We start from the raw sequence: 26,223 nt of genomic DNA, 5'->3' as shown, positions 1-26,223 counted from the left end.
CGCCGGGCTGCCCTCGTCGCGGCAGCGGCAGGGCCGGTCAGCGGCGGCGCTGTGCCTCCACCCGCCGGATGAAGGCGTCCATCAGGGCGGCGCACTCGACCGGATGGGTCTCCAGCAGGAAGTGCGGCCCGTCGAGGATGTGCGCCTCCATCCTGGGCAGCGCCCTCAGCCAGGAGAGGGTCTCGGCGAGGTCGAAGAAGATGTCGTGCCGCCCCCACAGCATCAGCGCGGGCGGCTGCCAGCGATCGAGATACTCGGCGATCTCCCCGAAGCGCGCGACGTGGTGGCGGTAGTCCCAGTAGGCCCGGGTGGCCGCCCACTGCGGCCCGATCCCGCTGTCGTGGGCGTTGGCGTTCTGGACGATGAGGCTGCGGACCCGCTCGGGATCCCGGGTGGCGAGATGGAGCCCCACCGGCGCTCCGTAGTCGTGCAGGTAGAGGTGGAAGGACCGGATGTCGAGCCGCGCGAGCAACTTGTCGATCACGTCCGCGAACCGGGCGAACGAGGGCCGGTCGATCGGCTCGGAGCCACCGAACCCCGGAAGGTCGGGAGCGATCACGAAGCAGGTCCCCGCGAGGGTGTCGATCACGTTCCGGAACGACCCCGAGGAGGCCGGAAACCCGTGGATCAGCAGCAGCGCCGGCCGCTGCCGATCGCCCGCCAGCCGGACCGCGATCTCGGCACCGTCGATGGCGAACCTGACCGGTTCCGGTTCGCTCGGGGCCGCGTCCATCCGGTAAGGCTGCCACACCACGTCGCCGGAATGGGGGTGTCCACCCCGCCCGGACACCCCCGGATCGCCGATGCGGAGTCGATCAGCCGGAACGGACGTCGTCACCTCGGCGGAATCGGGTCCATGGCCCGTTTTCGGGGCATAGCGTCACGGTGGCGGACTCACCGCCGGGCCGCCCGCCGTCGCGCCGGGCGGCCTCGTGTCAACCGAGGAGGCAGACCGTGGACAGGTCCGACGAGGTGCTGTTGCCCGAACTGGACGGGCCGGAGCCGACCGCGCTGCTGCCCCGGGCGGTGGGCTGGCTGAGCCTGGCGCTCGGCGTTGGCGCACTCGCCGCGCCCGGCCGGCTCGCGCGGCTGACCGGAGTGGACGATTCCCCGGCGGCCCGCGCGGTGATCCCCGCGGTCGGCGCCCGCGAGCTGGGGCACGCGGCCGGGCTGATCATGGGACGCCGGCCGGCCGGCTGGGCCTGGACCCGGGTCGCCGGCGACGCGACGGACCTGACGCTGCTCGGCCGGGCGATGGCCGACCGCTGCGACGAGCGGCGTCGGCGGGTGGCCATCACCACCGCCGTTGTCGCCGGCATCGCCGCCGTCGACCTGGTCACCGCGGTACGGGCCAGCCGCGCCCGCCGGGCCCGGCAGCGACTGATCCGGATGGAGCTGGCGGTCACCGTCAACCGCACGCCGGCCGAGGCGTACCGGTTCTGGCGGGACGTGGAGAACCTGCCCCGGTTCATGTCCCACCTGGAGTCGGTGCGCGCCGAGGACCTGCGCCGCTCGCACTGGGTCGCCCGCGGCCCGGCCGGCCGGGCCGTCGAGTGGGACGCGGAGATCATCGACGACCAGCCGAACCGGTCGCTGGCCTGGCGGTCGCTGCCCGGCACCCGGGTGCCCAACGCCGGCCGGGTCCGGTTCGTGCCCGCCCCCGGCGACCGGGGCACCGAGGTCCGCGTCCAGCTGCGCTACGCCCCGCCCGGCGGCGCGCTCGGCCGGACGGTGGCCAAGCTCTTCGGCGAGGAGCCGGAGCAGCAGGTCCGCGACGACCTGCGCCGGTTCAAGCAGGTGCTGGAGACCGGCGAGGTGGTCCGCTCCGAGGGCAGCCCGGACGGCATCTCGGTGCGCCAGCAGGTCATGCAACGCCCGGCCCAGCCGCTGCCGGCCGCCACCCGATGACCGACCGACCCGGAAAGGAGGGCCGATGAAGGCCACCGCGTGGATGGGCAGGGACAGCGTCAAGGTCGTCGACGTGCCCGACCCGAAGATCATGAACGCCCGGGACGCGATCGTACGGATCACCTCCACCGCGATCTGCGGCTCCGACCTGCACCTCTACCACGGCTACATCCCGGCGATGCGCAAGGGCGACATCCTCGGCCACGAGTTCATGGGCGAGGTGGTCGAGGTCGGCCCGCAGGTGCGCAACCTGCGGCCCGGCGACCGGGTGGTGGTGCCGTTCCCGATCGCCTGCGGGCACTGCACCTCCTGCCAGCGCGGCCTCTACTCGGTCTGCGAGAACTCCAACCCCAACGCCGGGATCGCCGAGAAGGTGATGGGCCACTCGCCGGCCGGCATCTTCGGCTACTCCCACCTGCTCGGCGGCTACGCCGGCGGCCAGGCCGAGTACGCCCGGGTGCCGTTCGCCGACGTCGGCCCGGTCAAGGTGCCCGACGAGGTGCCCGACGAGCAGGCGGTGATGCTCGCCGACGTGTTCCCGACCGGCTACATGGGCGCCGAGATGTGCGACATCAAGCCGGGTGACGTGGTCGCCGTCTGGGGCGCCGGCCCGGTCGGGCTGCTCGCCGCGGCCAGCGCCCGGCTGCTCGGTGCCGAGCGGGTGATCGTCATCGATCGGTACCCGTACCGGCTGGGGCTGGCCCGCGAGCACGCCGGCGCCGAGACGCTCAACTACGAGGACACCGACGTGCTCGACGCGCTGAACGAGTTGACCGCCGGTCGGGGCCCGGACGCGTGCATCGACGCGGTCGGCCTGGAGGGCCACCACGGCGACACCGCCATCTACGCGTACGACCGGGCCAAGCAGGCGGTACGGCTGGAGACGGAGCGGCCGTTCGCGCTGCGCGAGGCGATCCTGTCCTGCCGCAGCGGCGGTGTGGTCTCGGTGATCGGCGCGTACGGCGGCTTCGTGGACAAGTTCCCGATGGGCGCGTTCATGAACCGGTCGCTGATCATGCGGACCGGGCAGTGCCACGTGCAGCGCTACACCCGGCCGCTGCTGGAGCGCATCCAGCGCGGCGAGATCGACCCGAGCTTCATCATCAGCCACCGGATGCCGCTGGCCGACGCTCCGAAGGGATACAAGATCTTCCAGAAGAAGCAGGACGACTGCACCAAGGTGCTGCTCACGGTCTGACCCGGGCGGGCCCGGCGGCCGGCCGACCACTAGCCTGTCGCGAATGGACGCAACGCTCGCGGGGATCGAGCACGAGACCGATGGCCTCACCGTCCGGCTGCGCCCGGTGGCCGAGCCGGACCTGGCGATGTTCCGCCGGTTCGTCAGCGAACCGGGCCTGATCGGGCTGGACTGGAGCGGCTACCGGGACGCCGGCGCGCCGGCCCGGCGCTTCGCCACCGACGGCTACCTCGGCGCCGACGACGGGCGGCTGGTCGTCGAGGTCGACCCGGAGCGCGCCGTCGGCCTCGTCAGCTACCAGGCCGGGCGGTACGCCGGGCCGGCCGGTTACTGGGAGATCGGCATCGCCCTGCTGCCCGAGTGGCGGGGGCGCGGCATCGGCTGGCGGGCCCAGGCGCTGCTCTGCGACTACCTGTTCGCGCACACTCCGGCGCAGCGGATCCAGGCCGGCACCCACCCGGAGAACGCCGCCGAGCAGCGGTCGCTGGAGAAGGCCGGCTTCCAGCTGGAGGGCGTGGTCCGCGCCAGCGAGTTCCGCGCCGGCCGGTGGCGCGACGCCTACCTCTACAGCCGGCTGCGCGACGACCCGTCCCCGTGGCCGGGAAAGGCGGACTGACCCGGGCCGGCACGGACGTGTCACCCGGCTCCGTGATACCGCTGAGGCATATTGATGACTCTGCGGTATCACGTTCGCCGGCGAGGTGGCCGCCACCGGCGGCCCGCCGGGGCGTGGTCACTCGTTAGGCTGTCGCCATGCTCGTCGTGCCGAAGGCCCTCGCCGAACAGTCGCGATCGGCCGGTCGGCGTGGCCGGCACCCGGGCGCGGCGCCGGGGCTCACCGCCCGGTGAGCCGTCCCCGCGTGCCCGAACAGCGGCGGGCCACCGGTGGGTCCGCGCCGGGTTGGTCCACCGTGGCCGACCGGTGCGCCCGGGCCGTCCGGTCGCGGCCGTTTGGACGCTGCTCTACTACGTCAGCTACGTGGTCATCACGGTGAACCTGCTGCTCAACATCCTGATCGCGGTCATCGTGAACTCGATGGAGGAGGCCCGCCGGCTGGAGATGACCGAGCGGCTGGCGCCCGGCTACGACGAGGACGGCGACGGCGTGCCCGACGAGGTGGACCGGATCGCGCTCACCCAGCGGCTGGACGACCTGCGGGCCGTCATCGCCGAACTGGAGCGGGAACTGCGCATCGACCGCGAGGACGGGCACGCCCGGCCGCCGCACCGGCACTGAGCCCGGCCGCCGCACCGGCACCGACCGGCGGTCAGGGCAGCGGCCACTCGTGCACCGGGCGGTTGCTGTGCATCAGGTCGACGTAGTGCCGGACCACCTCGCGCAGCGCCTCGGGCCGGTCCAGGTGGTCGGCGGACTCCAGCCGGTGCAGCGTGGCCACCTGCCAGCTGGCCCCGTTGCGGCCGGTCAGGCAGCGCTGCTCGATGATGCCGAGCAGCCGGTCCCGCTCGTCCGGGTCCAGCCCCCACCGGTCCAGCCCGTGGTAGGCCAGCGGCAACAGCCGGCGCAGCACCAGTTCGGTCACCGGCAGGTAGCCCAGGCCGGGCCAGTACACCTGCGCGTCGATGCCGTGCCGGGCGCAGTTGGTGAAGTTCTCCTCGGCCGCGCTGAACGACATCTGCGACCACAGCGGCCGGTCGGCCTCGGCCAGCGCCCGGACCAGCCCGAAGTAGAAGGCGCCGTTGGCGACGGTGTCGAGCACGGTGGGCCCGGCGGGCAGCACCCGGTTCTCCACCCGCAGGTGCGGGCGGCCGCGCAGCACGTCGTAGACCGGCCGGTTCCACCGGTAGATGGTGCCGTTGTGCAGCCGCAACTCGGCCAGCTTCGGCACCCCGCCGGCGGCGAGCGCCTCGGCCGGGTCCTCCGGCTCGCAGACCGGCAGCAGCGCCGGGAAGTAGCGCACGTTCTCCTCGAACAGGTCGAAGACCGTGGTGATCCAGCGTTCGCCGAACCACACCCGGGGCCGTACGCCCTGGGCCTTGATCTCCTCCGGGCGGGTGTCGGTGGCCTGCTGGAACAGCGGGACCCGGGTCTCCCGCCACAACTCCCGGCCGAAGAACAGCGGCGCGTTCGCGCCGAGCGCCACCTGGACGCCGGCGACGGCCTGGGCGGCATTCCAGTAGTCGGCGAACTGGGCCGGACTGACCTGGAGGTGGAACTGGGTGCTGGTGCAGGCCGCCTCCGGGGTGATGGTGTCGGCGGTGACCGCCAACCGCTCCACCCCGTTGATCGAGATCCGCAGGTCCTCGCCGCGGGCGGCGAAGATCTGCTCGTTGAGCAGCCGGTAGCGCGGGTTGGCCGACAGCGTCTCCGCGGTCAGGTGCTCGGGGCGCAGGGTGGGCAGGATGCCGATCATCACCATGTGCGCGCCGACCGTCCGGGCCTTCTCCTCCGCCGCGTTCAGGCTGGCCCGCACGTGCCGCTCGAACTCGGCGGTGCCGGTGCCGCCCAGCCGACGGGGCTCGACGTTGATCTCCACGTTGAACTGGCCGAGTTCGGTCTGGAAGCTCGGGTCCGCCACCGCGGCCAGCACGTCGGCGTTGCGCATCGCCGGCATCGAGTCGTCGTCGACCAGGTTCAGCTCGATCTCCAGGCCGGTCATCGGCCGGTCGACGTCGAACCGGGACTCGCGCAGCATCTCCGCGAAGACGTCCAGACAGCGGCGGACCTTCTCCCGGTAGCGGGCCCGATCCTCCCGGCTGAAGTTGCGTACGCCGACGTCCTCGCCCATGGTCACCACCCTGTCACCGCTGGTTCCACCAAACTCGCACGGAGGTGACGAGCCGGGGAAGACCCAGCCCGGTCCTTTCCCGTACCGGACGGGTGTTAATCCGGCACGGACCGCACCGGGACGGCCGGTCGGGGCCGGGCGGGACGCCGGGTAGGATGGCTCGCCGTGACCGCTGACCTCGCCCTGCGTACCCGGCTGACCCGGCTGTTCGTGGTGGCCGCGATCGCCGAGGCGTGCTCCTGGGCGGGACTGCTGGCCGGCATGGCCGTCAAGTACGGCCCGCCCGGCAACGAGATCGGCGTGCAGATCTTCGGGCCGATCCACGGCGGGCTGTTCGTCGCGTACCTCGCCCTGGTCGCCGTCGTCTCCCGGCTGCACCGGTGGAGCTGGCCGGCCACCCTCGCGGCGCTGGCCTGCGCGGTGCCGCCGTTCGCCACGATCGCCTTCGAGCGCTGGGCGCACCGCCGGGGGATGCTGCGCACGGCCGCCGAGCCGGCCCGTACCCCGACCCGGGTCGGCTGAACCGCCCCGGCTCCGGCCGGCAGCCCTCGCCCCGACCCCGGCGGCCGACCCTCAGGTCAGCGCCGACCAGGCGAGCAGCGCGGCGATCAGCAGCGCGCCGAGCGCCGCCTGGAGCAGCAGCGGCGGGCCGAGGTGCGACCAGAGGGTCGCGGTACGCGGGGTGAGCAGCTGCCCGGTGGTGAGGTTGACGATCTGCTCCACCTTCGGCGGCAGGTCGGGGTCGCGCTGCCGGCGCAGGGTCAGCTGGACGTGGTCCGCCGGGTGCAGCGCGCTCTGCGGCAGGTGCCCGTGCAACTCCACCTCGCAGAGTTGGCCCACCGTGTCGCGGATCCGCAGCGGGGTGACCAGGTACTCCGGGCCCTTGCGCAGCTCCTTGAACGCCCGTCGGCTGCCGCCGGAGCCGATCGAGAGCAGCGCCCGGACCAGCGCCACCAGCAGCCCGGCAACCCCGGCCGCGGCGAGCACGGCGACCAGCACCGGCTGGCCCACCTTCAGCTCCCGGGCGTAGCCGTCCATCAACCGGACGACCCGGCCGGTGACGATCCGGTCCGTCGGGTGGACGATCCGCCGGATATGCAGGTCGCTGTCCATGTCCACCACCCAGAGTCCGGTTCCGCTCACCGATGGTATCGGTACGCCTGGGTTGAACGACGTGAATGAAACCTGGTCACGCCCCCACTCACGGGCCAGGTGACTATCGCAGTCGCGCGGGTAAGCGCAGGGCCGAGCTGGAAAGGGGTCGAGCATGCAGCTGTCCTTCCTGCGCCCGCTCTACGACCGACCCGGGCCGTGGTGCTCGGTCTACCTGGACGCCTCGGCCAACACCGAGGACGCCCATCCGGCGCTCGACCTGCGCTGGCGCGCGCTGCGCGACGAACTCCAGCGGCAGCGCGCCGACGTGGCGAGCATCGACGCCGTGGAACGGGTGGTCCGGGGGCACGATCCGATGGCCGGGGACTACGGGTTGGCCGTCTTCGCCACCCGGGGCCGGGTGGTGCTCTCCGAGTACCTGTCCGCCCCGCCGCTGCGGGACCTGGCCGCGTTCTCCGAACTGCCGCACGTGATGCCGCTGCTCGCCCAGCGCGGCGAGCAGGTCGCCTGGGTGCGGGTGCTGGCCGACCGGACCGGCGCCGACGCGATGGCGATCAGCGCCGGCGGCGTGCCGCGCCGGTCCCACGTCCAGGGCCGGGAGAGCTACCAACTGCGCCGGGTGAATCCGGGCGGCTGGTCGCAGTCCCGCTACCAGCGGGCGGCGATGGAGGCCTGGCACCACAACGCCGGCGACGTCACCGCCGCCACCGTCGAGCTGGCCGAGAAGGTCGGCGCCGAGGTGGTGGTGGTCGCCGGCGACGTCCGGGCGACCGGGATGATCGCCGCCCAGATGCCGGAGCGCTGGCAGGACGCGGTGGTGCGTACCGACGCCGGCTCCCGGGCCGGCGGGGCCGACCAGACCCTGCTGGACGACCTCACCGTGCAGACCATCGCCGAGGTGGCCGACCAGCGGATCACCGCCGCGCTGGACCGGTTCGGCATGCAGGAGGACGTGGGCGCCGGGCTGGACGCCGTGGTCTCCGCCCTGCAACGCAACCAGGTGGAGAACATGCTGATCGTGGACGACCCGTCGGCGACCGGCGAGCTGTGGATCGGCCCGGAGCCCACCGAGATCGCCACCGACCCGCGCCAGCTGAGCGCCATGTCGGTGACCGACCCGGCGAAGGTCCGCGCCGACGCGGCGCTGGTGCGCGCGCTGGTCGGCACCGACGCCGAGCTCACCGTGCTGGGCCCGGACGAGGCACCGGAGCTGACCGACGGCGTGGGTGCGGTGCTGCGCTACGTGGACGCGAGCACCCCCGGGCGGGGCAATGGCTGAGCGCACCGTCGCCGACCTGGTGGTCGAACGGTTGCGGGCGTGGCGGGTACCACGCGCCTTCGGCTATCCCGGTGCGGCCATCGCGCCGGTGGTGGAAGCGCTGGACGCCGCCGGTGGGGACCCGGCGTTCATCCCGGCCCGGCACGAGGAGACCGCCTCGTTCATGGCCACCGGGCACGCCAAGTTCACCGGCGGCATCGGTGTCTGCCTGGCCACCCAGGGCCCGAGCGCGGTGCAACTGCTCAACGGGCTCTACGACGCGAAGCTGGACAGCAAGCCGGTGGTGGCGATCGTGGGGGAGGACATCACCGGCCCGCTCGGCGGCGCGCACCAGGAGATCGGGCTGAGCCAGCTCTTCGGCGACGTGTGCAACCAGTTCATCGGGCACGCCCGTACGCCGCAGCAGGTGCCGGGTCTGCTGGACCAGGCGTTCCGCACCGCCGCGGCGACCCGCAGCCCGGTCTGCGTGGTGCTGCCCCGGCAGTTGCAGGAGATCAGCGTGCCCGACCTGCAACCGCAGGCGGTCGGGGTGGTCACCGCCACCCCGGGCGAGCCGCTGGCGCGGGTGCTGCCGCACGAGGTGGACCTGGACGCCGCCGCCCAGCTGCTCGGCAGCGGGCAGCGCCCCGCCATCCTGGTCGGGCAGGGCGCCCGGGGCGCGGCGGACGAGATCATCGCGCTGGCCGACCGGCTCGGCGCCGGGGTGGCCACCTCGCTGCTCGGCAAACCGGTGCTCGACGAGCGGCTGCCTTTCCACACCGGCGTGCTCGGCGAGGTCGGCACCCCGGCCAGCGCCGAACTGATGGGCGGCTGCGACATCCTGCTGCTGGTCGGCACCAACGACCCGTGGACCGACTACTTCCCGATGGCCGGTCAGGTCCGCACCGTGCAGATCGACCTCGACGGCCGCCGGATCGGCACCCGCTACCCGGTGGACGTGCCGCTGGTCGGCGACGCCGCGGAGACCCTGCGCGCCCTGCTCGCCCGGGTTCGCAACGACCCGAACCAGGGGTGGCGGGCGACCGTGGAACGCTCGGTCGAGCGCTGGCGCGGCGAGGCGGCGGACCGGGCGGGTGGCCCGGCCGAGCCGGTCAACCCGCAGCTGGTGCTGCACGAGCTCTCCGCCCGGGTACCGCGGTCCGGGGCGATCGCTGTCGACGTCGGCTCGGTGATCTACTGGTACGCCCGGCACCTGGAACTGCCGCCGGGGGTCAACGCCCAGCTGTGCGGCACCCTCGGCTCGATGGGTTGCGCCCTGCCGTACGCGGTGGCGGCCAAGCTCGCCGCCCCCGACCAGCCGGTGATCGCGCTGCTCGGTGACGGCGCGATGCAGCTCAACGGCCTGGCCGAGCTGATCACCGTCGCGCACCACTGGTCGCGCTGGCCCGATCCCCGGCTGGTGGTGCTGGTGCTCAACAATCGCGACCAGTCCGGGATGGGCGGGGGCCGGGAACCGACAGCCGATCCGTCCCAGCGCCGGCCCGACGTGCCGTACGCCGGCTGGGCCCGGCTGCTCGGCCTGCACGGCGTCCGGGTGGACCGGCCGGAGCTGGTCGGCGCGGCCTGGGACGAGGCGCTCGCCGCGGACCGGCCCTGCGTGCTGGAGGCGGTGGTCGATCCCGGGGTGCCGCTGGCCCCACCGGAGCCGGCCTTCGCCGACCTGCGCGGCATCGTCGCCGCCGGCGACGCCGCCCGCCGGGTCCGCGACCAGATGCTGGCGGCCGGGGTGGCCGTCGAGGCGGAGGACCTCGTTTAGCGGTAGCCGACCGGGGCAACTGGTGATCGTCAGTCGAAGCTGGAGGTCACCTTGTCCGAGCCTGTTGACCGGCGGTACGGTCCCGCGCCCCTGCCGCGCCCGCGCGGACCCGTCTCGGCGGCGGTGCTCGACGCGCTACGGCGCGCGCCGCACGACCTGCCGGACGACCTCGCCGCGCGGCTCGACCCGGCCGACCCGCTGACCGACGAGGACCTCCAGCTCACCCTCTTCCTCTGCTACGAGACGCACTACCGGGGCTGGCGCGGCGTCGCCGACGACTGGGAGTGGCAGCCGTCGCTGCTGGCGCTGCGGTCGTCCGCTGAGAAGGTCTTCGAGGCGGCGGTGCGCCGGCTGGTCGGCCCGCTGCCGGCGGTGCTGCCCGCCGGGGTGCCGGCGGCGCTGGCCGACGTGGTCGCCGCCGACGACGGGCCGTCGCTCGCCGCGCACCTGCAGCGGCGGGCCACCCTGGCGCAGTTCCGCGAGTTCGTCACCCACCGCTCGATCTACCACCTGCGGGAGGCGGACGCGCACAGCTGGGCGTTGCCCCGCCTCGGCGGCCCGGCCAAGGCGGCCCTGGTGGAGATCCAGATGGACGAGTACGGCAACGGGCGGCTGGACCGGATGCACGCCGAGCTGTTCCGCACCACCATGGACCGGCTCGGCCTGGACACCGCGTACGCCGCTCACCTGGACGCGGTGCCGGCGGTCACCCTGGCCACCAACAACCTGATGTCGCTGTTCGGCCTGCACCGCCGGCTGCGCGGGGCGCTGCTCGGGCACCTGGCGGCCTACGAGATGACCTCGTCGCTGCCGAACCGCCGCTACGGCAACGGCCTGCGCCGGCTGGGTCTCGACGAGGTGGCCACCCGGTTCTACGACGAGCACGTCGAGGCGGACGCGGTGCACGAACAGATCGCCGCGCACGACCTGTGCGGGGGACTGGTCCGGATCGAGCCGGAGCTCGCGCCGGACGTGGTCTTCGGCGCGGCCGCCGCGCTGGCGGTGGACCGACTCTTCGCCGCGCACCTGCTGCACAGCTGGTCCGCCGCCCGCACCTCCCTCCGCACCCCCAACCCCACCCGCACCCTCTCCACCCCCACCCCATCCCCACTCCCCGCCGTAGCCTGACCACCCCCGGCACGCGCCCGTGATCATGAAGTTGTTGTCCCGACACGTCGGGCCGGGTGACAACAACTTCATCATCGACGGGGAAGCGGCGGGCCTCAGGTTTCGCGGTCGGTGCCGGCGCGGAAGCCGACGGCTTTGTGGGTGCCGTCGCAGAAGGGCTTGAGGGCGGACTTGCCGCAGCGGCACAGGGCCACTGTGCCGCGGCGGGCGTCGATGGTCCGCCCGTCCGGGGTGACCAGGGCGAAGTCGCCCCGCACCAGCAGCGGACCGTCCTGGTACGGGGTGATCGTGGCGGCCGGGGGAGTGTCCTGGTCCTCGTGCATGGGGCGTCAAGTGCCCGTACCGGCCGCCCCGAAACCCGGTGCGGAAGCGGCGGGACGCCGCGCCCACCCGGGACGTCCGCGCCACCCGGGACCGGCGGGCCCACCAGGGACGCGCGGGCCGGGACGGAGCCAACCGGCGAGGACGGCGATGGGCCGGAAGATCACCGGATTGCTCCCGCCCGGTGGGGGATGCCCCGTTTGAACCGCATCGGGACGGGAAGCCGGGCCGCGTGGTGAGCGATCGAGGCAAGGTGGGGCCGGTGCGCAAGGTGCACGAGGGGCTCACGGCCGAGGGCGCCGGTCTGACCGGCGACCGGGTCGTGACGCCGGGCAGCGCCGCGCGGATCCTGGTCGGCGCCACCGCCCGGGCCCTGCGCGGGGTGGACTGCGCCGACCTGGGGCACGTCGGCCCGCTGTCCCGCTTCACCGGCGCCCCCGAGCCGGTCCGCCGGGCGGTGGCGAACCGGGCCGCCGGCCGGGTCGCGCTGACCTGCGGGCAGACGGCCGAGGTCGAAGCGGCCCGGGTGGCCGCCTGGTTCGTCGGCCATTACCCGCGACGGCGCTACCCGGGGGTGCTGATCGGATCGCCGCACGGCGCGGCGGCGCACCTGGCGGTCGCGCTGGGCGTGCCCTGGCTGCCCGCCGGGTTCGAGATGACGGTGCACTGGGCGCAGGGCGCGGTGGACCGGCCGAAGGCCGCCCTGGACCACGGCGCCGCGCTCGCCGCCCGGCTGCTCGCCGGCAACGGCGACCTGCACGTACGCCAGGTGCACTGCCCGGCCAGCCGGGGTGCGCTGGCCGGCGCGACGGTGGCGCTGGCGGCCCGCTGGCAGGCGCTGCCGGAGGCCTACCGGCGGTTCCTGGCCGACCGGCTGGCGCCGGGCGCGCCGGTGCTGCTGCTGCGCGACGCGCGCACCTGGCCGGTGCTCGACTCGGCACCCGGGCACAGCTTCCAGGTCGGCTGCCCGGCCAGCGGCCTGGACCCGGTGGACTTCCACCCGGACAGCCACGCGCTGCGCCAGGTGCTCCGCTCGGCGGGCGGGGACGGCGCGCACTGGGAGCCGCCGGAGGTCACCTCGCCGGCCGGGTACGCCGAACATGTCGTGGAGTCCGGTTTCGAACTGAGCACCCGGGAGTGGACCGGCCGGCACGGGCATCCGCTGCACCGGGTGCTGTACCCCCGGCCCGAGGCGCTCAGCGCCGCCACCGCCGACCTTTACCGGGGTTGGCTGCGGGCCGCCGGCAAGACCGGCGACCGGCTGGTGGTCGAGTGCGGTCGGCTGCTCGACCCGTGGCAGGTGGTCCGGGCCGGGCTGGTGCCGTACTGGTGCGAGAACGCCACCCGGCGCAGCGTCGAGGGGGCGGAGTGGTGGCTGGCCGGCAGCGAGCCGTTCAGCTCGGTGGACGTGCTGCCCGAGCCGCCCGGCGTCCGCTCGCCGGCGCTGGCCGGGCTGCCGCAGTGGCTCGCGGTCGCCGGGTTCGGCCGCCGTCGGCGCGCGCTGGACCGCCCGACCGCGCGCGGCTATCCGGTCACCGCGGTACCGACCCGGCGGGCCACCGAGGTGCTGCGAGCCCAGCCGTACGACCTGCCGGTGCCGCCGCCGATGGCGATGCCGGCGGCGCTCGCCGCGCTCCGCGCCGGCGGCACCGTGCACGGCCTGCTGGTCTGTTGAGGCCGGCCCGGCGAAACATCCTCGCGAACCGGGGATCCCGTGATTGAGTACCTACGGAGCGGGAACACCGCTGGCTGCGACGGCCCGATCACGCTGCGTAGTGCGGCGCCCGCTGGCATCCCAGTCACGTAACCCACTTCCGGCCCGGTGCGTGGTGCGACCACGCGCACGACCGGTTTCCCAAAATCCGGGCGGGGGACCTTCCTGAGGGAGGCGCGGATGTTCGGACAGACCGGCACGACCACACCACCACCCACCGACCGGGGTCTGGAGGACCTCGACGCGGCGGCGATGGCGTACGCGGCGCGGATCGAGGGACTCCCGCCGGAGCGACGGCAGGAGGCCCGCGACGACCTGGTCCGGTTCGCCCTGCCGTTCGCCGGCCGGCTGGCCCGCCGGTACCGGGGGCGGGGCGAGCCGCTGGAGGACCTGGAGCAGGTCGCCCGGCTGGGACTGGTCAACGCGGTCGACCGGTACGACCCGGAACGGGGCTCGTTCACCGCGTACGCGGCGATCACCATCGTCGGCGAGATCAAGCGGCACTTCCGCGACCGCACCTGGGGTGTGCACGTACCGCGCCGGCTGCGCGACCTGATCCTCGAGGTCGGGCAGGCCACCGCGGCGCTGACCAGCGAGCTGTCCCGGGCGCCGACGGTGGCGGAGCTGGCCGCCCGGCTGGAGACCCCGGAGGAGGAGATCCTCGCCGCGCTGGAGTCGGCCGCCGGCTACAGCCCGGCCTCGCTGAACGCGCCGGTCGGCGGGGAGAGCTCCGCCGAGTTCGGCGACCTGGTGGGGGAGTCGGACAACGCGCTGGAATCCGTCGACGACCGGGTGACGGTGAGCGGCCTGCTGCACCGCCTGCCCTGGCGGGAACGGCGGATCCTGGCCATGCGCTTCTACGGCAACCAGACGCAGGCCGAGATCGCTGCCCGGTTCGGCATCTCCCAGATGCACGTGTCCCGGCTGCTGTCCCGGGCGCTGACCTGGCTGCGCCAGGCGATGCTCGCCGATGCGCCGCCGCCCTGGCAGAACGGCGCCGCGGAGCCGGATCCGGGCCGCACCCGGATCTCGGTGAAGCAGAACGGCGACCGGGTGGTGGTCGAGGTCGGCGGCGAGGTCGACCGGGACGGCGCCGACCAACTGCGCCGGGCCATGCTGGAGGCGGTCACCGGCCAGCCCGCCGAGGTGGTGGTGGACCTGGTCGGCGCGGGCGGGTTCGACGCCGGCGGGATCGCCGCGCTGATGGCCGGCCGGGAGGCCGCCGCCCGCACCGGGGTGCCGCTGCGGCTGACCCGGGTGCAGCCCGCGGTGCGCCGCTCGCTCACCGCGGCCGGCCTGTCCCCGGGCCGGGACGGCTGACCGGCAGGCAAGCAACCACGAGCGGGGGGCCGGCGCATCCGCGCCGGCCCCCCCGCTCGCGTACGAGGCCCGTCAGTCCTCCGGGTTGTCGTCGTGCCTGCGCGGGTGTCGCCACCGCTTGCTCGCCTCGGACCGCTGCGGAGGTGGAGGCCCCTCCGGCGCGTCGGTCTCCTCGAAGCTGGGTCGACGGACGTCCTCCGGCTCCGGCACGTCGACCGGCCGCGCCCCGGACTGCGGTGCCGGCTGGTACGCAACCGCCTCCCGAGCACCGTGCGCGCCCTCGGCGGCCGGCGACTCGGGCAGGTGCGTCTCCCGGTGCAGCTCCTCGGTGAATTCCTGCGGCGGCTTGGTGGTGCGCTGCGGCAGGTCCCGGCCGAGGTCGGCGACGAGCGGGCCGTACTTGGCGTCGAAGGCGGGCCGCTCGGAGCGGATCCGGGGCATCCGGTCGAAGTTGCGCAGCGGCGGCGGGCAGGTGGTGGCCCATTCGAGGGAGTTGCCGAAGCCCCACGGGTCGTCCACCGTCACGTTCGCGCCGTACCGCCAGGACTTCCAGGCGTTCCAGATGAAGAAGAGCGTGGAGGCGCCAAGGACGAACGCAGAGATGCTGGAGAAGGTGTTCAGCGCGGTGAACCCGTCGCTGGGCAGGTAGTCGGCGTACCGGCGGGGGAAACCCTCGTTGCCCAGCCAGTGCTGCACCAGGAAGGTGCCGTGGAAGCCGAGGAACATGGTCCAGAAGTGGGCCTTGCCGAGCCGCTCGTCGAGCAGCCGACCGGTCATCTTCGGCCACCAGAAGTAGAAGCCGCCGAAGAGCGCGAACACCACGGTGCCGAAGAGCACGTAGTGGAAGTGCCCCACCACGAAGTAGGTGTCGTGGGTGTGCCAGTCCGCCGGTGGGCTGGCCAGCAGCACGCCGGTGAGACCGCCGAAGAGGAAGGTGACCAGGAAGCCGATCGCGAAGAGCATCGGCGTCTCGAAGGTGATCTGCCCCTTCCACATGGTGCCGATCCAGTTGAAGAACTTCACCCCGGTGGGCACCGCGATCAGGTAGCTGAGAATGCTGAAGAAGGGCAGCAGCACCTGGCCGGTGCCGAACATGTGGTGTGCCCACACCGTCATCGACAGCACCGTGATGGCGGCGGTGGCGAGCACCAGACCCGTGTAGCCGAAGATCGGCTTGCGCGCGAAGACCGGGATGATCTCGGTGATGATGCCGAAGAACGGCAGCGCGATGATGTACACCTCGGGGTGGCCGAAGAACCAGAACAGGTGCTGCCAGATCATCGGCCCGCCGGTCGCCGGGTCGTAGACGTGGGCGTTGAGCAGCCGGTCGGCCAGCAGCCCCAGCAACGCCGCCGCGAGCAGCGGGAACACCAGGATGACCAGCACGCTGGTGAAGAGCATGTTCCAGGTGAAGATCGGCATCCGGAACATGGTCATGCCGGGCGAGCGCAGGGTCAGGATCGTGGCGATCAGGTTGACCGCGCCGAGGATGGTGCCCAATCCGGAGATCACCAGGCCCATCACCCACATGTTGGCGCCGACGCCGGGGGAATGTTCCGCGCTGCTCAGCGGGGTGTACGCGGTCCAGCCGAAGTCGGCCGAGCCCTGCGGGGTCAGAAAACCCGCCATCACCATCAGCCCGCCGAAGAGGTAGAGCCAGTAGGCGAGAGCGTTCAGCCGGGGGAACGACACGTCGGGAGCGCCGATCTGGATCGGCACGATGTAGTTGGCGAACCCGAACGCCGCCGGGGTGGCGAAGAGCAGCAGCATCACCGCGCCGTGCGAGGTGAACAGCTGGTTGTACTGCTCGGAGGAGAGGAACTGCAGGCCGGGCCGGGCCAGTTCGGCCCGGATCAGCATCGCCTCGATGCCGCCGGCGATGAAGAAGAGGAACGACGTGAGCAGGTAGAGCAGGCCGATCTGCTTGTGGTCGGTGGTGGCCAGGAACCGGATCAGCTTGCCGCCCGGGATCGCCTTGCGCAGCGGTCCCGGGTAGCCGCCGAACCGGGCCGGGGCCAGGACGGCCGGTCCGCGGTCGCGTCCGGGTTCCGTGGTGGTGACCCGTTCGGGCATTGACTCTCACCCCGCCATGACGACAGAAAGGACGGGCGTGGCTACCCACCCCTCCGTCCATGTAACCAGGCGAAGGCGGTAATTTCGGTCAATTCGCGGGCAGGGTGGCCCAGACGACCTATCCCTCCCCGGCCGGCACGCTGCCCCAGCGCTGGGTCAGCTCGCGTACCAGCAGCAGACCCCGGCCGCCCTCGGCCCGCGCATCCGGCGTACCGGGACGGGCGCCGTCCCGGCTGCCGTCGACCACTGCCAGCACACCATGCACCGAGCGCCTGGTGGTCAGGTCCAGGTCGCCGGCGAGCCGGACGACGGTCGGCGACCCGTCGCGCACCTCGCAGCTGATCCGGCTCGACATCTCCGCCCTCGTTCGGGTCTCGTCCGCAGGCCTGCGAACCACCCCGGCGCGCGGCAGGTCAAACGGGACGGGCCGCCGCCGCGACGACCGGCACGCGGTCGTCGTCGACGGCGGCCCGGCGTCGCGGTGGTCCGCCCCGGCCCGCGGTCGGCGCCGCAGCGGTCGGGGCCGGGTCAGCGGCGGGCGGGGCCGCGGGTGGTCAGCAGGCCCAGCGCGATCATGCCGATGCCGAGGAAGAGGTGCAGCCAGTTGACCGCGTTGTTCAGCGGGATGAAGTTCGCCCCGCTGTCGTGGTCGACCACCAGGCCGTAGAGCCAGAGCACGAGGTAGATCGCGCCGCCGCCGATCAGGTAGGCCCGGGCGCCGGCGATCGTCCGGGCCAGGGCCAGCCCGACCACCCCGTACAGCAGGTGTACGAGGTTGTGCAGCACCGACACTTGGAACACCCCGAGCAGCATCGCTTCCGACTGGTGACCGGCGAACCCCAGGTCGCCGTAGTTGGTGGTGATGCCGGGGACGAACCCCAGCAGGCCGACCAGGATGAAGACCCAGGACACGATGACGGCGGCCCGGCGTACCGGGGCCTTGCCGTCGGCCGGATTGGATCGGGCACGCGAGTGCGCCATCGGACCGGTCACCGCGGACTCCCTCCGTGCGGCGGTGCAGAGCCCGGCCCGGCTACCCGCTCGCGGTGCCGGCAAACCCGCCGGCCGGGCCCGCGAGTCGGGACCCGGCCGGGTGGGCGTCCGGCGCCGGTCAGGCCATTTGCAGGTGGCGGGCCGCGGCCCGCTGGCGGACCTGGTCGTAGAGCCGCACGTACTCCCGCGCCATCACCGCCGGGGTGAACCGTACGCCGGCCTCCCGCCGGCACTCGTCCGGGTCGAGCAGGCTGGCCGCCAGCAGCAGCTCGCCCAGTTCCTCCTCGTCGGTGGTGAGCAACCCGGTGCGGCCGTGCTCGATCAGCTCCGGCAGGCAACCCCGGGCGGTCGCCACCACGGGCGTGCCGAGCGCGAGCGACTCGACCACCGCGGTGCCGCCGGGCTCCTCCCAGCGCAGCGGAAACAGCGTGGCCCGGGCCCCGGCGAGCAGGTCGTCGCGCTCCTGCCCGGCCACCGTGCCGACCCAGCGGACCAGGTCGCCGTCCACGTGCGGGGCCACCTCGTCCAGGAAGAACCGGACGTCGGGGTTCTGCCGGGCCTCGTCGCCGGCGGCGGCCAGGTCCGCCGGCCGGTGGTACGGGCCGACCGGGCCGGCCAGCACCAGCGGTACGCCGACCCGCTGCGCGAGCCGGGCACCCAGATCCTGGCCCTTGCCGGGGTTGATCCGGCCGAGGATGAGCGCGTAGTCGCCCTTGCGCACCGCCGGCCGGCGGTCGGCGCCCACCGCCAGCGGGGTGGCCAGGTGCACGTGCCCGACCGAGTGCGCCCGCAGCGCCTCGGGCGCCCGGGCCAGCTGGGCGGCGGAGACGCCGTTGACCCGGACCCGTTCGCCGCCGTCGAAGGCGCCGTAGAGCTCCGGGTGCTTGGCCAGGTCCCAGTGCAGGGTGTGCAGCGCGGGCGGAGCGTCCGGGCCCATCGCGGCGAGGGTGGCCAGCCCGACCGCCTCCACGTGGTCGTGCACCAGGTCGATGTCGTCGCGCGAGCGGAGCGCCCGGACCACGCCGCCCAGGTGCGCCTGGGCCACGCCGCAGACCTGGTTGTACGGCCGCTGCAGCTGCGGGAACTGCCCGTCGGGGAAGACCGACACCAGCTCGTCGACCGGCAGCGTGCTGGTCTGGACCGAGGCGAGCACCACCCGTACGCCGAGCCGGCGCAGCTCCGGCACCAGGGTGGCGATCACGTTCTCGATCCCGCCGTAGCCCGGCGGCGGCACGGACAGCCACGGCCCGGCGTTCATCAGCACGGTGAGGCTCATCGCGCCGCCCCCCGTCCCGCACCGGGACCCGGGTTCGCCGCTGCCGGCGGGCCGCCGGCCGGCCCGGGCTTCACGCCGCCACCCGACGACGCGGCACCCGGTGCCGCAGCTGCGCCAGCGGCGGGCGCTCCTCGATGGAGACGTCGCTGACCACGATCTCCCGCTCCAGGTTCGGCAGCGCCTCCGAGCCGCCCCGCCGGAACTGGGTGAGCAGCGCGGCCGGCATGGCGCCGGGGCTGACCCAGCCGCGCCGCTGCAACCGCGACCACGCGGTGAGCATGATCTGGGCCGACATCCGACCCAACGCAGCGGTGTCCTGGTGACGGTGCTTGCGCTCGCCGAGGTCCACCTGGGCCAGCGCGTCCAGCCCGACCAGCTCCAGCAGGTCGATCAGCATGGCCGTCTCCACGCCGTAACCGGAGACGAAGGGAACCTGCTCCAGCACCTCCCGGCGGCCGGCGTACTCGCCGGCCAGCGGCTGCACGAAACCGGCCAGCTCCGGCCAGAACAGGTTGAGCACCGGCCGGGCCATCAGCTCGGTCACCCGGCCGCCACCGTCGGCCTCCACCCCCGCCGTCCCCACCAGCGGCCGGTGGTAGAAGCCCTTGACGAAGTCGACCGACGGGTCGGTCAGCAGCGGGCCGATCAGCCCGCTCACGAAGTGCGGGCGGAACTCCCGCAGGTCGGCGTCGACGAAGGCCACCACATCCCCCTCGGCGGCGGCGAGTCCGGCCCAGAGCGCGTCGCCCTTGCCGGTCAGCCGGGGCAGCCCCCGGGTCATCGCGTCCTGGCTGACCACCTCGGCGCCCGCGGCCCGGGCCACCTGGGCGGTGCGGTCGGTCGACCGGGAATCGACCACGATCAGCTCGTCGACCAGCGGCACCCGGTCGACCAGGTGCTCCCGGATGGTCGACACGATGGCGCCGACCGTGGCCTCCTCGTTACGGGCCGGCAGCACCACGCTGACCCGGGTGTCACCCTTGGCGCGCAGCAGCCGCCGCGCCGGCCAGTCGGCCGCTGACGTCGTCCGGTAGGTGGCCCACGCCTCCACCACCGGCGAAACCGTCGATTCCGTATTCCGCACAGGCACCCCCTGATCGAGGCGGAAAATCCAGGGAGGGTTTTCCCACTTCCCACCACGCGCTAACCGGATCATCCCCGACAGCCTGATCACGAACGTGACATCGGGGGGTTCCCGGGTCGTGAACGTTTGATTGCGCCCACCCACGGGGAGTGCTGACCTCGACGGTGTGGACCGCGGGCGGAAGGGGCTCGGATGCGCACGTGCCGGGTGGGACTGGTAGGAGCCGGTGGGGTGGGGCAACGCCACGCCAGGGTGCTGGGCGGGTTCGACGACGTCGAGCTGATCGGGGTGACCGACGTGCTGCCGGCGGCCGCCTCGGACCTGGCCGCCGCGTACGGCACGCGGGCCTACGCCGACGTCGAGGAGCTGCTCGCCGCCGGGCCGGACGCGGTGTACGTCTGCGTCCCGCCGTTCGCGCACGGGCCGGCGGAGGAGGCGGTGATCGCCGCCGGGCTGCCGATGTTCGTGGAGAAGCCGGTCGCGGTCGACCTGACCACCGCCGAGCGGATCGGCGAGCTGGTCGCCCGGAGCGGCCTGCGGACCGCGGTCGGGCACCACTGGCGCTACCTGCCGGTGGTGGAGCAGGCCCGCCACCTGCTGGCCGGCCGGCCGGCGCGGATGGTCGCCGGCGCCTGGCTGGACAAGGTCCCCCCGGTGGCCTGGTGGTCGCGGCGGGACCGGTCGGGTGGCCCGGTGGTCGAGCAGGCGGCGCACGTGCTGGACCTGATCCGGGTGCTGGCCGGCGAGGTGAGCGAGGTCACCGCGTACGCCGACGGGACGCCGCCCCCGGTCGACGGGGCGGACATCGACTCGGTCACCACCGCCGCGCTGCGCTTCACCAGCGGCGCGGTCGGCACGCTGACCGCCGCGTGCGTGCTCGGCTGGAAGCACCGCGCCGGGCTGGAGATCCTCGCCGACGGGCTGGCGCTGGCGCTGACCGAGGACGGCCTGGTCGTCCGGGACGGCGACGGGGAACGCCGGTTCCCGGCCGACCCGGACGCCGCGCGGGTCGCCGTCGACCGGGCGTTCGTCGACGCGGTGCGCGGCGTCGGCGACGACATCCGGGTCCCGTACGCCGAGGCGCTGGGCACCCAGCGGCTGGCGGTCGCGGTGGCCGACTCGGCCCGCACCGGCGCGCCCGTCCGACTGGCCGCGCCGGCCGCCCCGGCGACCCTGTCGACGGGGGTGACGGTCGATGCGTGACAAGGTGGTCACGGTGCCCGGCCCCGGCCGGGTGGAGCTGGTCGAGCAGGACGCCGCCGAGCTGCGCCCGGGCACCTTTCGGGTCCGCACCCTGTTCAGCGGGGTCTCCGCCGGCACCGAGCTGAGCTACGTGAAGGGCACCAACCCGTACCTCAACGTCACCTGGAACGCCGACCTGGGGCTGTTCCAGCCCGGCCCGGCGAGCACCCCGTACCCGGTGACCCGGCTGGGCTACATGCAGGTGGCCGAGGTGGTGGAGAGCGCCACCCCGGCGGTCCGGGTCGGCGCCGTCGGCGCGATGACCTACGGCCACCGCACCGGGCACGTCGCCGACCCGCTCGCCGAGCGGTTCGTCCCGCTCCCAGACGACCTGGACCCGCTGCTCGGCGTCTACGTCGCGCACATGGGTCCGATCTGCGCCAACGGCCTGCTGCACGCCGGCGCCGACCGGTACGGCACGGACGTGCGCGGGCTCGGCGACGGGGTGCGCGGGCACCGGGTGGCGGTGGTCGGCAGCGGGGTGGTCGCCCTGCTCACCGCGCTGTTCGCCCGCCGGCACGGTGCCGCCTCGGTGGTGGTGCTCGACCCGACCCCGCAGCGGCGGGAGGTCGCCGAGGCGCTCGGCCTGGAGACCCTCGACCCGGAGGCCGACGACCCGGCGGTGGTGCTCAAGACCCGCTGGGCGCACACCGCCGGCGACCGGGGGGCCGACGTGGTGTTCCAGTGCCGGGGTCAGGCCTGGGCGCTGCACCTGGCGCTGCGCCTGCTTCGCTCGCAGGGCACCGTGATCGACCTGGCTTTCTATCAGGCCGGCGCGGACGCGGTCCGGCTCGGCGAGGAGTTCCACCACAACGGGCTGTCGCTGCGCTGCGCCCAGATCGGCCGGGTGCCCCGCGGGCTCGCCCCCACCTGGGACCGGGAACGGCTCTCCGCCGACACGATCGACCTGCTGCGTGCGTACGGGGACCTGATCCGCAAGCATCTGGTCTCGGCCGTGGTGCCGTTCGAGGAGGCGCCCGCACTGCTGACCGACCTCGCCGAGAGGCGCCGCCAGGAACTCCAGGTGGTGCTCACCGCGTAGTTGCCGCCCCTCGCCGCGATCTTGCAGTTTCGGTCCTGTTCTGGGGCATTTGCGGCATTCGCCAGGGCATCGAGTGCAAGATCGCGGGAATTGGGCGGTGCGCCCCGCGGCCGGGCGGGCCGCCCAAGGTCAGTCGGGTCGCGTACCGTTGCCGCTCATGGGTGTGTCGCAACGGTTGAAGACCAGGTTCCGCCGGTTCCTCCAGCGCCCGGGAACGACGGTCGACCTGGCGCCGCTGGAGAAGCTGCTGCCGGCCATCGAGGCCCGCGAGGAGGAGCTGTCGGCGCTCGACGACGTCGAGCTGACCGAGGCCGCCGGCCGGGCCGAGGGCTACGAGGAGATCTGCGCGATCGGCCGCGAGGCCGCCCGTCGCGGCCTCGACCAGCGGCCGTACGACGTGCAGCTGCTCGGCGCGATGTCGCTGCTCTCCGGCAAGGTCGCCGAGATGGCCACCGGTGAGGGCAAGACGCTCACCGCCACCATCGCCGCGTACGGGCATGTCCGGCTGGGCAACGGGCCGGTGCACGTGCTCACCGTCAACGACTACCTGGCCCGCCGCGACGCCCAGTGGATGGAGCCGGTCTACACCCTGCTCGGCCTCACCGTGGGCTGGGTCAACGAGGCCTCCACCCCGCAGGAGCGCCGCGACGCGTACGCCTGCGACGTCACCTACGTCTCGGTCAGCGAGGCCGGCTTCGACTACCTGCGCGACCAGCTGGTCACCGACATCGCCGACCGGGTGCAGCCGGCGCTGCGCACCGCGATCGTCGACGAGGCCGACTCGATCCTGATCGACGAGGCGCGGGTGCCGATGGTGCTGGCCGGCGCGGTGCCCGGCGAGCAGGACCCGGTGCACACGGCTGCCGCCCTGGTCCGCGGGCTGCGCAAGGGCAAGCACTACACGGTGGCCGAGGACGGCCGCAGCGTCGCCTTCACCTCCGCCGGCCTCGCCGCCGTCGAGGCCAAGCTCGGCATCGACCTGTACGACGAGGAGCACGTCGAGCAGCTCTCCGCGGTGAACGTGGCGCTGCACGCGCACGCCCTGCTGCACCGCGACGTGGATTACATCGTCCGGGACGGCTCCGTCGAGCTGATCGACGAGATGCGTGGCCGGGTCGCCCAGCGCCGCCGCTGGCCGGACGGGCTCCAGGCGGCCGTGGAGGCCAAGGAGGGGCTGGACGCCACCGCCGAGGGCGAGGTGCTGGGCACCATCGCCGTGCAGGCGTACATCGCGCTCTACCCGAAGGTGTGCGGCATGACCGCCACCGCGGTGCTGGTCGGCGACCAACTACGCGAGTTCTTCGGCCTCGAGGTCGCGGTGATCCCGCCGAACACCCCGTGCGTCCGTGAGGACGAGCCGGACCGGATCTACGCCACCCGGGCCGAGAAGGAGGAGGCGCTGATCGACGAGATCAAGCGCAACCACGAGCGCGGGCGGCCGGTGCTGGTCGGCACGCTGGATGTCAAGGAGTCCGAGGGGCTGGCCGCCGGCCTGAACGCCGCCGGGGTGCCCTGCGTGGTGCTCAACGCCAAGAACGACGACGAGGAGGCGGCGATCATCGCCGAGGCCGGCGCGTACGGCGCGGTGACCGTCTCCACCCAGATGGCCGGCCGGGGTGTGGACATCCGGCTCGGCGGCAGCGACCAGGCCGACCGGGACCGGGTCGCCGAGCTCGGCGGCCTGTACGTGATCGGCAGCGGTCGGCACGACAGTCGGCGCGTCGACGACCAGCTGCGCGGCCGGGCCGGCCGGCAGGGCGACCCGGGCGGGTCGGTCTTCTTCGTCAGCCTGGAGGACGACCTGGTGGTCCGGCACGCCGGGGACACCGTCCCGCCGTCGCCCCGGATGAACGCCGACGGCCTGGTCACCGACGAGCTGGTGGACTACGCCGTCGAGCACGCCCAGCGGGTCGCCGAGGGCGTCAACCACGAGATCCACCGCAACACGTGGCGCTACAGCGTGGTCATCGAGCAGCAGCGCAAGGCGCTCGCCGAGCGGCGCGAGCGGCTGCTGACCACCGACGTGGCGGCGCTGATGCTGCTGGACAAGGTGCCGGACAAGGCCGGCGAGATGGACGAGGACCTGCTCGCCCGCGTCGCCCGGTCGATCGCGCTCTACCACCTCGACCGGCTCTGGGCCGACCACCTGGCCGAGTTGTCCGAGGTCCGTGAGGGCGTGCACCTGCGCGCGCTGGGTCGCCTCGACCCGCTGGACGAGTTCCACCGGGCAGCGGTGCCGGCGTTCAACGACCTGGTCCCGGAGATCGAGAAGCGCACCATCGCCACGTTCGAGGAGACCGAGTTCGACGAGGACTGGGAGCCGGACGCGGCGAAGCTGGTCCGGCCGAGCGCCACCTGGACGTACCTGGTGCACGACAACCCGTTCGGCTCCGAGCTCGACCGGCTGATCGCCTCGGTCGGGCGGCGGCTCACCGGCGCGTCCCGCTGAGGCCACGGGGGCCGGCGGCTGGGGCGTTCGCGCGCCCGGCCGGGGCCCCCTTTAGGCCGTTTCGACCCATGTTCGCTGGGGTAGTACGCCGGGGCCGTAGCGTCGGGAGATCAAGAGGATGGCACGCGTGATGACAGCACCGGCTGGGCGTTCGGGGGCGGCGGAGGCTGTGGACCGGTGAACCTGGACACGCGGGTGCCGGCCGTCGAGACGCTCGGGGTGCTGGAGACCGCCGCGCTGCTGCGGGAACTGACCGCCGGCCTGATCGCCGTGGACGACTTCGACGAGGCGCTCACCGCCCTGGTGCGGATCACCCGGGACGCCGTGGACGGGGTCACCTGGTGCGGCTTCACCGCGCTGCGGGCCGGGGAACCGGCCGGGGTGGCCGCCTCGGACGCCCGGCTTGCCGGCCTCGACGACCTGCGGCACGGCCCGGACACCCCGGCCATGGAGGCGATCCGGCGCCGGGAGATGATCCGCTCCGAGCATCTGGGCCGGGAGCGGCGCTGGCCGACCTGGACGCTCCGGGCCCGCGACCTCGGCGTGCACGGGGTGATCTCCGCTCCGGTCGACGTGGACGAGCAGGTGGTCGGCGCGATCAACCTGTACGCCGGCGCCTCCGACGCGCTCAGCACCGGCCACCAGCTCACCGCGATGCTGCTGGCCGAGCACGCCGGGCTGCTGCTGGCCGCGGTCCGGGACCGGGCCCGGCAGGCCGCGCTGGCCGGGGAGCGGGACTCGTCGCTGCTCGGCGACGGGGTGGTCGGGCAGGCGATCGGGGTGATCATGACGCAGCGCGGCTGCCCGGCACCGGAGGCGCTGGAGGTGCTGCGCACCGCCGCGTCGTCGCTGTCCATCCCGCTGCGCGAGGTGGCCGAGCGGCTGGTCAGCACGGTCTCCCGGCAACGGAACGGCTGAGCGCGTCGTTTCGCCCGGTTGGCGCCCGGGTAGCACCCTGGACCGATGGACTGAGCCACGACCAGGGGGAGGACCGATGCAGAGCCGGCTGCGGGTGCGGGGGCACCCGATCCAACCGATGCTGGTGACGTTCCCCTACGGGCTCTTCGTCAGCGCGACCGTCTTCGACCTGACCGACGTCTTCGGCGGGCCCGCCTTCCTCGGCGAGGTCGGCTACTGGACGGCGGTCGCCGCGCTGGTGGCCGCCGGGCTCACCGCGATCGCCGGCATGATCGACCTGTGGGACGTCCCGGGCGACCGGACCCGCCGGACCGCTGTCACCTTCAACCTGGTCAACACGGCGATGGCCGGCCTGTTCCTGATCGGCTGCCTGATCCGCGCGGACGCGCCACAGCGCGGCGCGTCGGTGGTGCTGCTGCTGACCGAGGTGGTCGCGCTCGCCGTCGGCGGGATCGGGGTACGGCTCGGTGCCCGGCTGATGCGGCAGTTCGACGCCGGCCGGCGGGCCGAGGCGACCACGTTCAACGCACTCAACGGAGTGACCGGCTCGACGGCCGAGATCGTCCCGCCGCGCTCCTGACCCGCGCAGGCTCACCCGGCGGCGGGACCGCGACGGCGTCCGGCCGGCCGCGGCAATTGCGTTGCCGCCGGGGTCCTGCCCG

At 73.7% G+C, this 26,223-nt stretch carries 24 protein-coding genes; 15 read left to right on the top strand and 9 right to left on the bottom strand.

Going from position 1 to position 26,223, the window contains the following annotated elements:
- Nucleotides 1–37: 37 nt before the first annotated feature.
- On the bottom strand, nt 38–733 hold the full coding sequence (locus FHX32_RS15710) for an alpha/beta hydrolase (RefSeq protein ID WP_167183137.1): 696 nt from the start codon (nt 731–733) through the stop codon (nt 38–40).
- Nucleotides 734–954: 221 nt separating this feature from the next.
- Between FHX32_RS15710 and FHX32_RS15705 the strand changes: the two genes are divergently transcribed.
- From FHX32_RS15705 to FHX32_RS15690, 4 genes are all read left to right on the top strand, one after another.
- The gene (locus FHX32_RS15705) at nt 955–1,908 is read left to right on the top strand and encodes an SRPBCC family protein (RefSeq protein WP_167183134.1); all 954 of its coding nucleotides are present in this window, start codon (nt 955–957) and stop codon (nt 1,906–1,908) included.
- Nucleotides 1,909–1,933: 25 nt separating this feature from the next.
- Nucleotides 1,934–3,106, top strand: coding sequence for a zinc-dependent alcohol dehydrogenase (locus FHX32_RS15700; protein WP_167183132.1), 1,173 nt, complete (start codon nt 1,934–1,936; stop codon nt 3,104–3,106).
- A 43-nt stretch (nt 3,107–3,149) separates the two neighbouring features.
- Nucleotides 3,150–3,722, top strand: coding sequence for a GNAT family N-acetyltransferase (locus FHX32_RS15695; protein ID WP_167183129.1), 573 nt, complete (start codon nt 3,150–3,152; stop codon nt 3,720–3,722).
- A 306-nt stretch (nt 3,723–4,028) separates the two neighbouring features.
- A complete protein-coding gene (locus FHX32_RS15690) occupies nt 4,029–4,343 on the top strand; it encodes a hypothetical protein (protein ID WP_486481120.1) in 315 nt (104 codons plus the stop codon).
- Between the two features lie 31 nt (nt 4,344–4,374).
- Here the strand turns inward: FHX32_RS15690 and FHX32_RS15685 are convergent, their stop codons facing one another.
- On the bottom strand, nt 4,375–5,853 hold the full coding sequence (locus FHX32_RS15685; RefSeq protein WP_167183127.1) for a glutamate-cysteine ligase family protein: 1,479 nt from the start codon (nt 5,851–5,853) through the stop codon (nt 4,375–4,377).
- Between the two features lie 165 nt (nt 5,854–6,018).
- On the opposite strand from FHX32_RS15685, the gene FHX32_RS15680 reads away from it, so the two are divergent.
- The gene (locus tag FHX32_RS15680) at nt 6,019–6,375 is read left to right on the top strand and encodes a DUF3817 domain-containing protein (RefSeq protein WP_486481119.1); all 357 of its coding nucleotides are present in this window, start codon (nt 6,019–6,021) and stop codon (nt 6,373–6,375) included.
- 51 nt (nt 6,376–6,426) lie between these two features.
- On the opposite strand, the gene FHX32_RS15675 is transcribed toward FHX32_RS15680, so the two are convergent.
- The gene (locus tag FHX32_RS15675; protein ID WP_486481231.1) at nt 6,427–6,975 is read right to left on the bottom strand and encodes a hypothetical protein; all 549 of its coding nucleotides are present in this window, start codon (nt 6,973–6,975) and stop codon (nt 6,427–6,429) included.
- Between the two features lie 145 nt (nt 6,976–7,120).
- On the opposite strand from FHX32_RS15675, the gene FHX32_RS15670 reads away from it, so the two are divergent.
- From FHX32_RS15670 to FHX32_RS15660, 3 genes are read left to right on the top strand one after another with little or no spacing between them, the layout of a single operon-like run.
- Nucleotides 7,121–8,245 (top strand): baeRF2 domain-containing protein, encoded by a 1,125-nt coding sequence (locus FHX32_RS15670; RefSeq protein ID WP_167183125.1) that lies wholly within the window; start codon nt 7,121–7,123, stop codon nt 8,243–8,245.
- Nucleotides 8,238–10,001, top strand: coding sequence for a thiamine pyrophosphate-binding protein (locus FHX32_RS15665; RefSeq protein ID WP_167183123.1), 1,764 nt, complete (start codon nt 8,238–8,240; stop codon nt 9,999–10,001). The genes FHX32_RS15670 and FHX32_RS15665 overlap by 8 nt, the downstream gene beginning before the upstream one ends.
- 51 nt (nt 10,002–10,052) lie before the next feature.
- A complete protein-coding gene (locus tag FHX32_RS15660; RefSeq protein ID WP_167183121.1) occupies nt 10,053–11,129 on the top strand; it encodes an iron-containing redox enzyme family protein in 1,077 nt (358 codons plus the stop codon).
- 95 nt (nt 11,130–11,224) lie between these two features.
- Here FHX32_RS15660 and FHX32_RS15655 read toward each other — a convergent pair whose 3' ends face one another.
- Complete coding sequence (locus FHX32_RS15655; protein WP_167183119.1) at nt 11,225–11,452, bottom strand: CDGSH iron-sulfur domain-containing protein; 228 nt, start codon at nt 11,450–11,452, stop codon at nt 11,225–11,227.
- Between the two features lie 260 nt (nt 11,453–11,712).
- On the opposite strand from FHX32_RS15655, the gene FHX32_RS15650 reads away from it, so the two are divergent.
- Both FHX32_RS15650 and FHX32_RS15645 read left to right on the top strand, forming a co-directional pair.
- Nucleotides 11,713–13,125: a hypothetical protein gene (locus FHX32_RS15650; protein ID WP_167183117.1), complete on the top strand. Its 1,413-nt coding sequence runs from the start codon at nt 11,713–11,715 to the stop codon at nt 13,123–13,125.
- A 219-nt stretch (nt 13,126–13,344) separates the two neighbouring features.
- Nucleotides 13,345–14,484 carry a SigB/SigF/SigG family RNA polymerase sigma factor gene (locus FHX32_RS15645; protein ID WP_109898529.1) on the top strand — a complete coding sequence of 380 codons (1,140 nt, stop codon included), beginning with the start codon at nt 13,345–13,347 and terminating at the stop codon, nt 14,482–14,484.
- Nucleotides 14,485–14,556: 72 nt separating this feature from the next.
- Here the strand turns inward: FHX32_RS15645 and ctaD are convergent, their stop codons facing one another.
- From ctaD to FHX32_RS15620, 5 genes are all read right to left on the bottom strand, one after another.
- Nucleotides 14,557–16,557, bottom strand: coding sequence for an aa3-type cytochrome oxidase subunit I (gene ctaD / locus FHX32_RS15640; protein ID WP_167183115.1), 2,001 nt, complete (start codon nt 16,555–16,557; stop codon nt 14,557–14,559).
- Between the two features lie 118 nt (nt 16,558–16,675).
- The gene (locus tag FHX32_RS35110) at nt 16,676–16,912 is read right to left on the bottom strand and encodes an ATP-binding protein (RefSeq protein ID WP_486481118.1); all 237 of its coding nucleotides are present in this window, start codon (nt 16,910–16,912) and stop codon (nt 16,676–16,678) included.
- Between the two features lie 173 nt (nt 16,913–17,085).
- On the bottom strand, nt 17,086–17,538 hold the full coding sequence (locus FHX32_RS15630; protein ID WP_167185969.1) for a DUF4383 domain-containing protein: 453 nt from the start codon (nt 17,536–17,538) through the stop codon (nt 17,086–17,088).
- Between the two features lie 130 nt (nt 17,539–17,668).
- Nucleotides 17,669–18,826 carry a glycosyltransferase gene (locus tag FHX32_RS15625; RefSeq protein ID WP_167183112.1) on the bottom strand — a complete coding sequence of 386 codons (1,158 nt, stop codon included), beginning with the start codon at nt 18,824–18,826 and terminating at the stop codon, nt 17,669–17,671.
- Nucleotides 18,827–18,896: 70 nt separating this feature from the next.
- Complete coding sequence (locus tag FHX32_RS15620; protein ID WP_486481230.1) at nt 18,897–19,877, bottom strand: glucosyl-3-phosphoglycerate synthase; 981 nt, start codon at nt 19,875–19,877, stop codon at nt 18,897–18,899.
- A gap of 225 nt (nt 19,878–20,102) precedes the next feature.
- Here FHX32_RS15620 and FHX32_RS15615 point away from each other — a divergent pair, with 225 nt between their 5' ends.
- The 5 genes from FHX32_RS15615 to FHX32_RS15595 all read left to right on the top strand — a co-directional run bounded on the left by FHX32_RS15615 (nt 20,103) and on the right by FHX32_RS15595 (nt 26,141).
- Complete coding sequence (locus tag FHX32_RS15615; protein ID WP_167183106.1) at nt 20,103–21,113, top strand: Gfo/Idh/MocA family protein; 1,011 nt, start codon at nt 20,103–20,105, stop codon at nt 21,111–21,113.
- The gene (locus FHX32_RS15610; RefSeq protein WP_167183103.1) at nt 21,106–22,194 is read left to right on the top strand and encodes a zinc-binding dehydrogenase; all 1,089 of its coding nucleotides are present in this window, start codon (nt 21,106–21,108) and stop codon (nt 22,192–22,194) included. The genes FHX32_RS15615 and FHX32_RS15610 overlap by 8 nt, the downstream gene beginning before the upstream one ends.
- 157 nt (nt 22,195–22,351) lie before the next feature.
- Nucleotides 22,352–24,643 carry an accessory Sec system translocase SecA2 gene (gene secA2, locus FHX32_RS15605; protein ID WP_167183100.1) on the top strand — a complete coding sequence of 764 codons (2,292 nt, stop codon included), beginning with the start codon at nt 22,352–22,354 and terminating at the stop codon, nt 24,641–24,643.
- Nucleotides 24,644–24,820: 177 nt separating this feature from the next.
- On the top strand, nt 24,821–25,561 hold the full coding sequence (locus FHX32_RS15600) for a GAF and ANTAR domain-containing protein (RefSeq protein ID WP_167183097.1): 741 nt from the start codon (nt 24,821–24,823) through the stop codon (nt 25,559–25,561).
- 76 nt (nt 25,562–25,637) lie between these two features.
- Entirely contained in the window at nt 25,638–26,141 is a 504-nt protein-coding gene (locus FHX32_RS15595) for a DUF2231 domain-containing protein (RefSeq protein WP_167183093.1), read from the top strand.
- The last annotated feature ends 82 nt before the right edge of the window (nt 26,142–26,223 follow it).

The organism is Micromonospora sp. CNZ280 (assembly GCF_011759515.1).
This window is presented reverse-complemented; position numbering and strand designations above follow the sequence as displayed.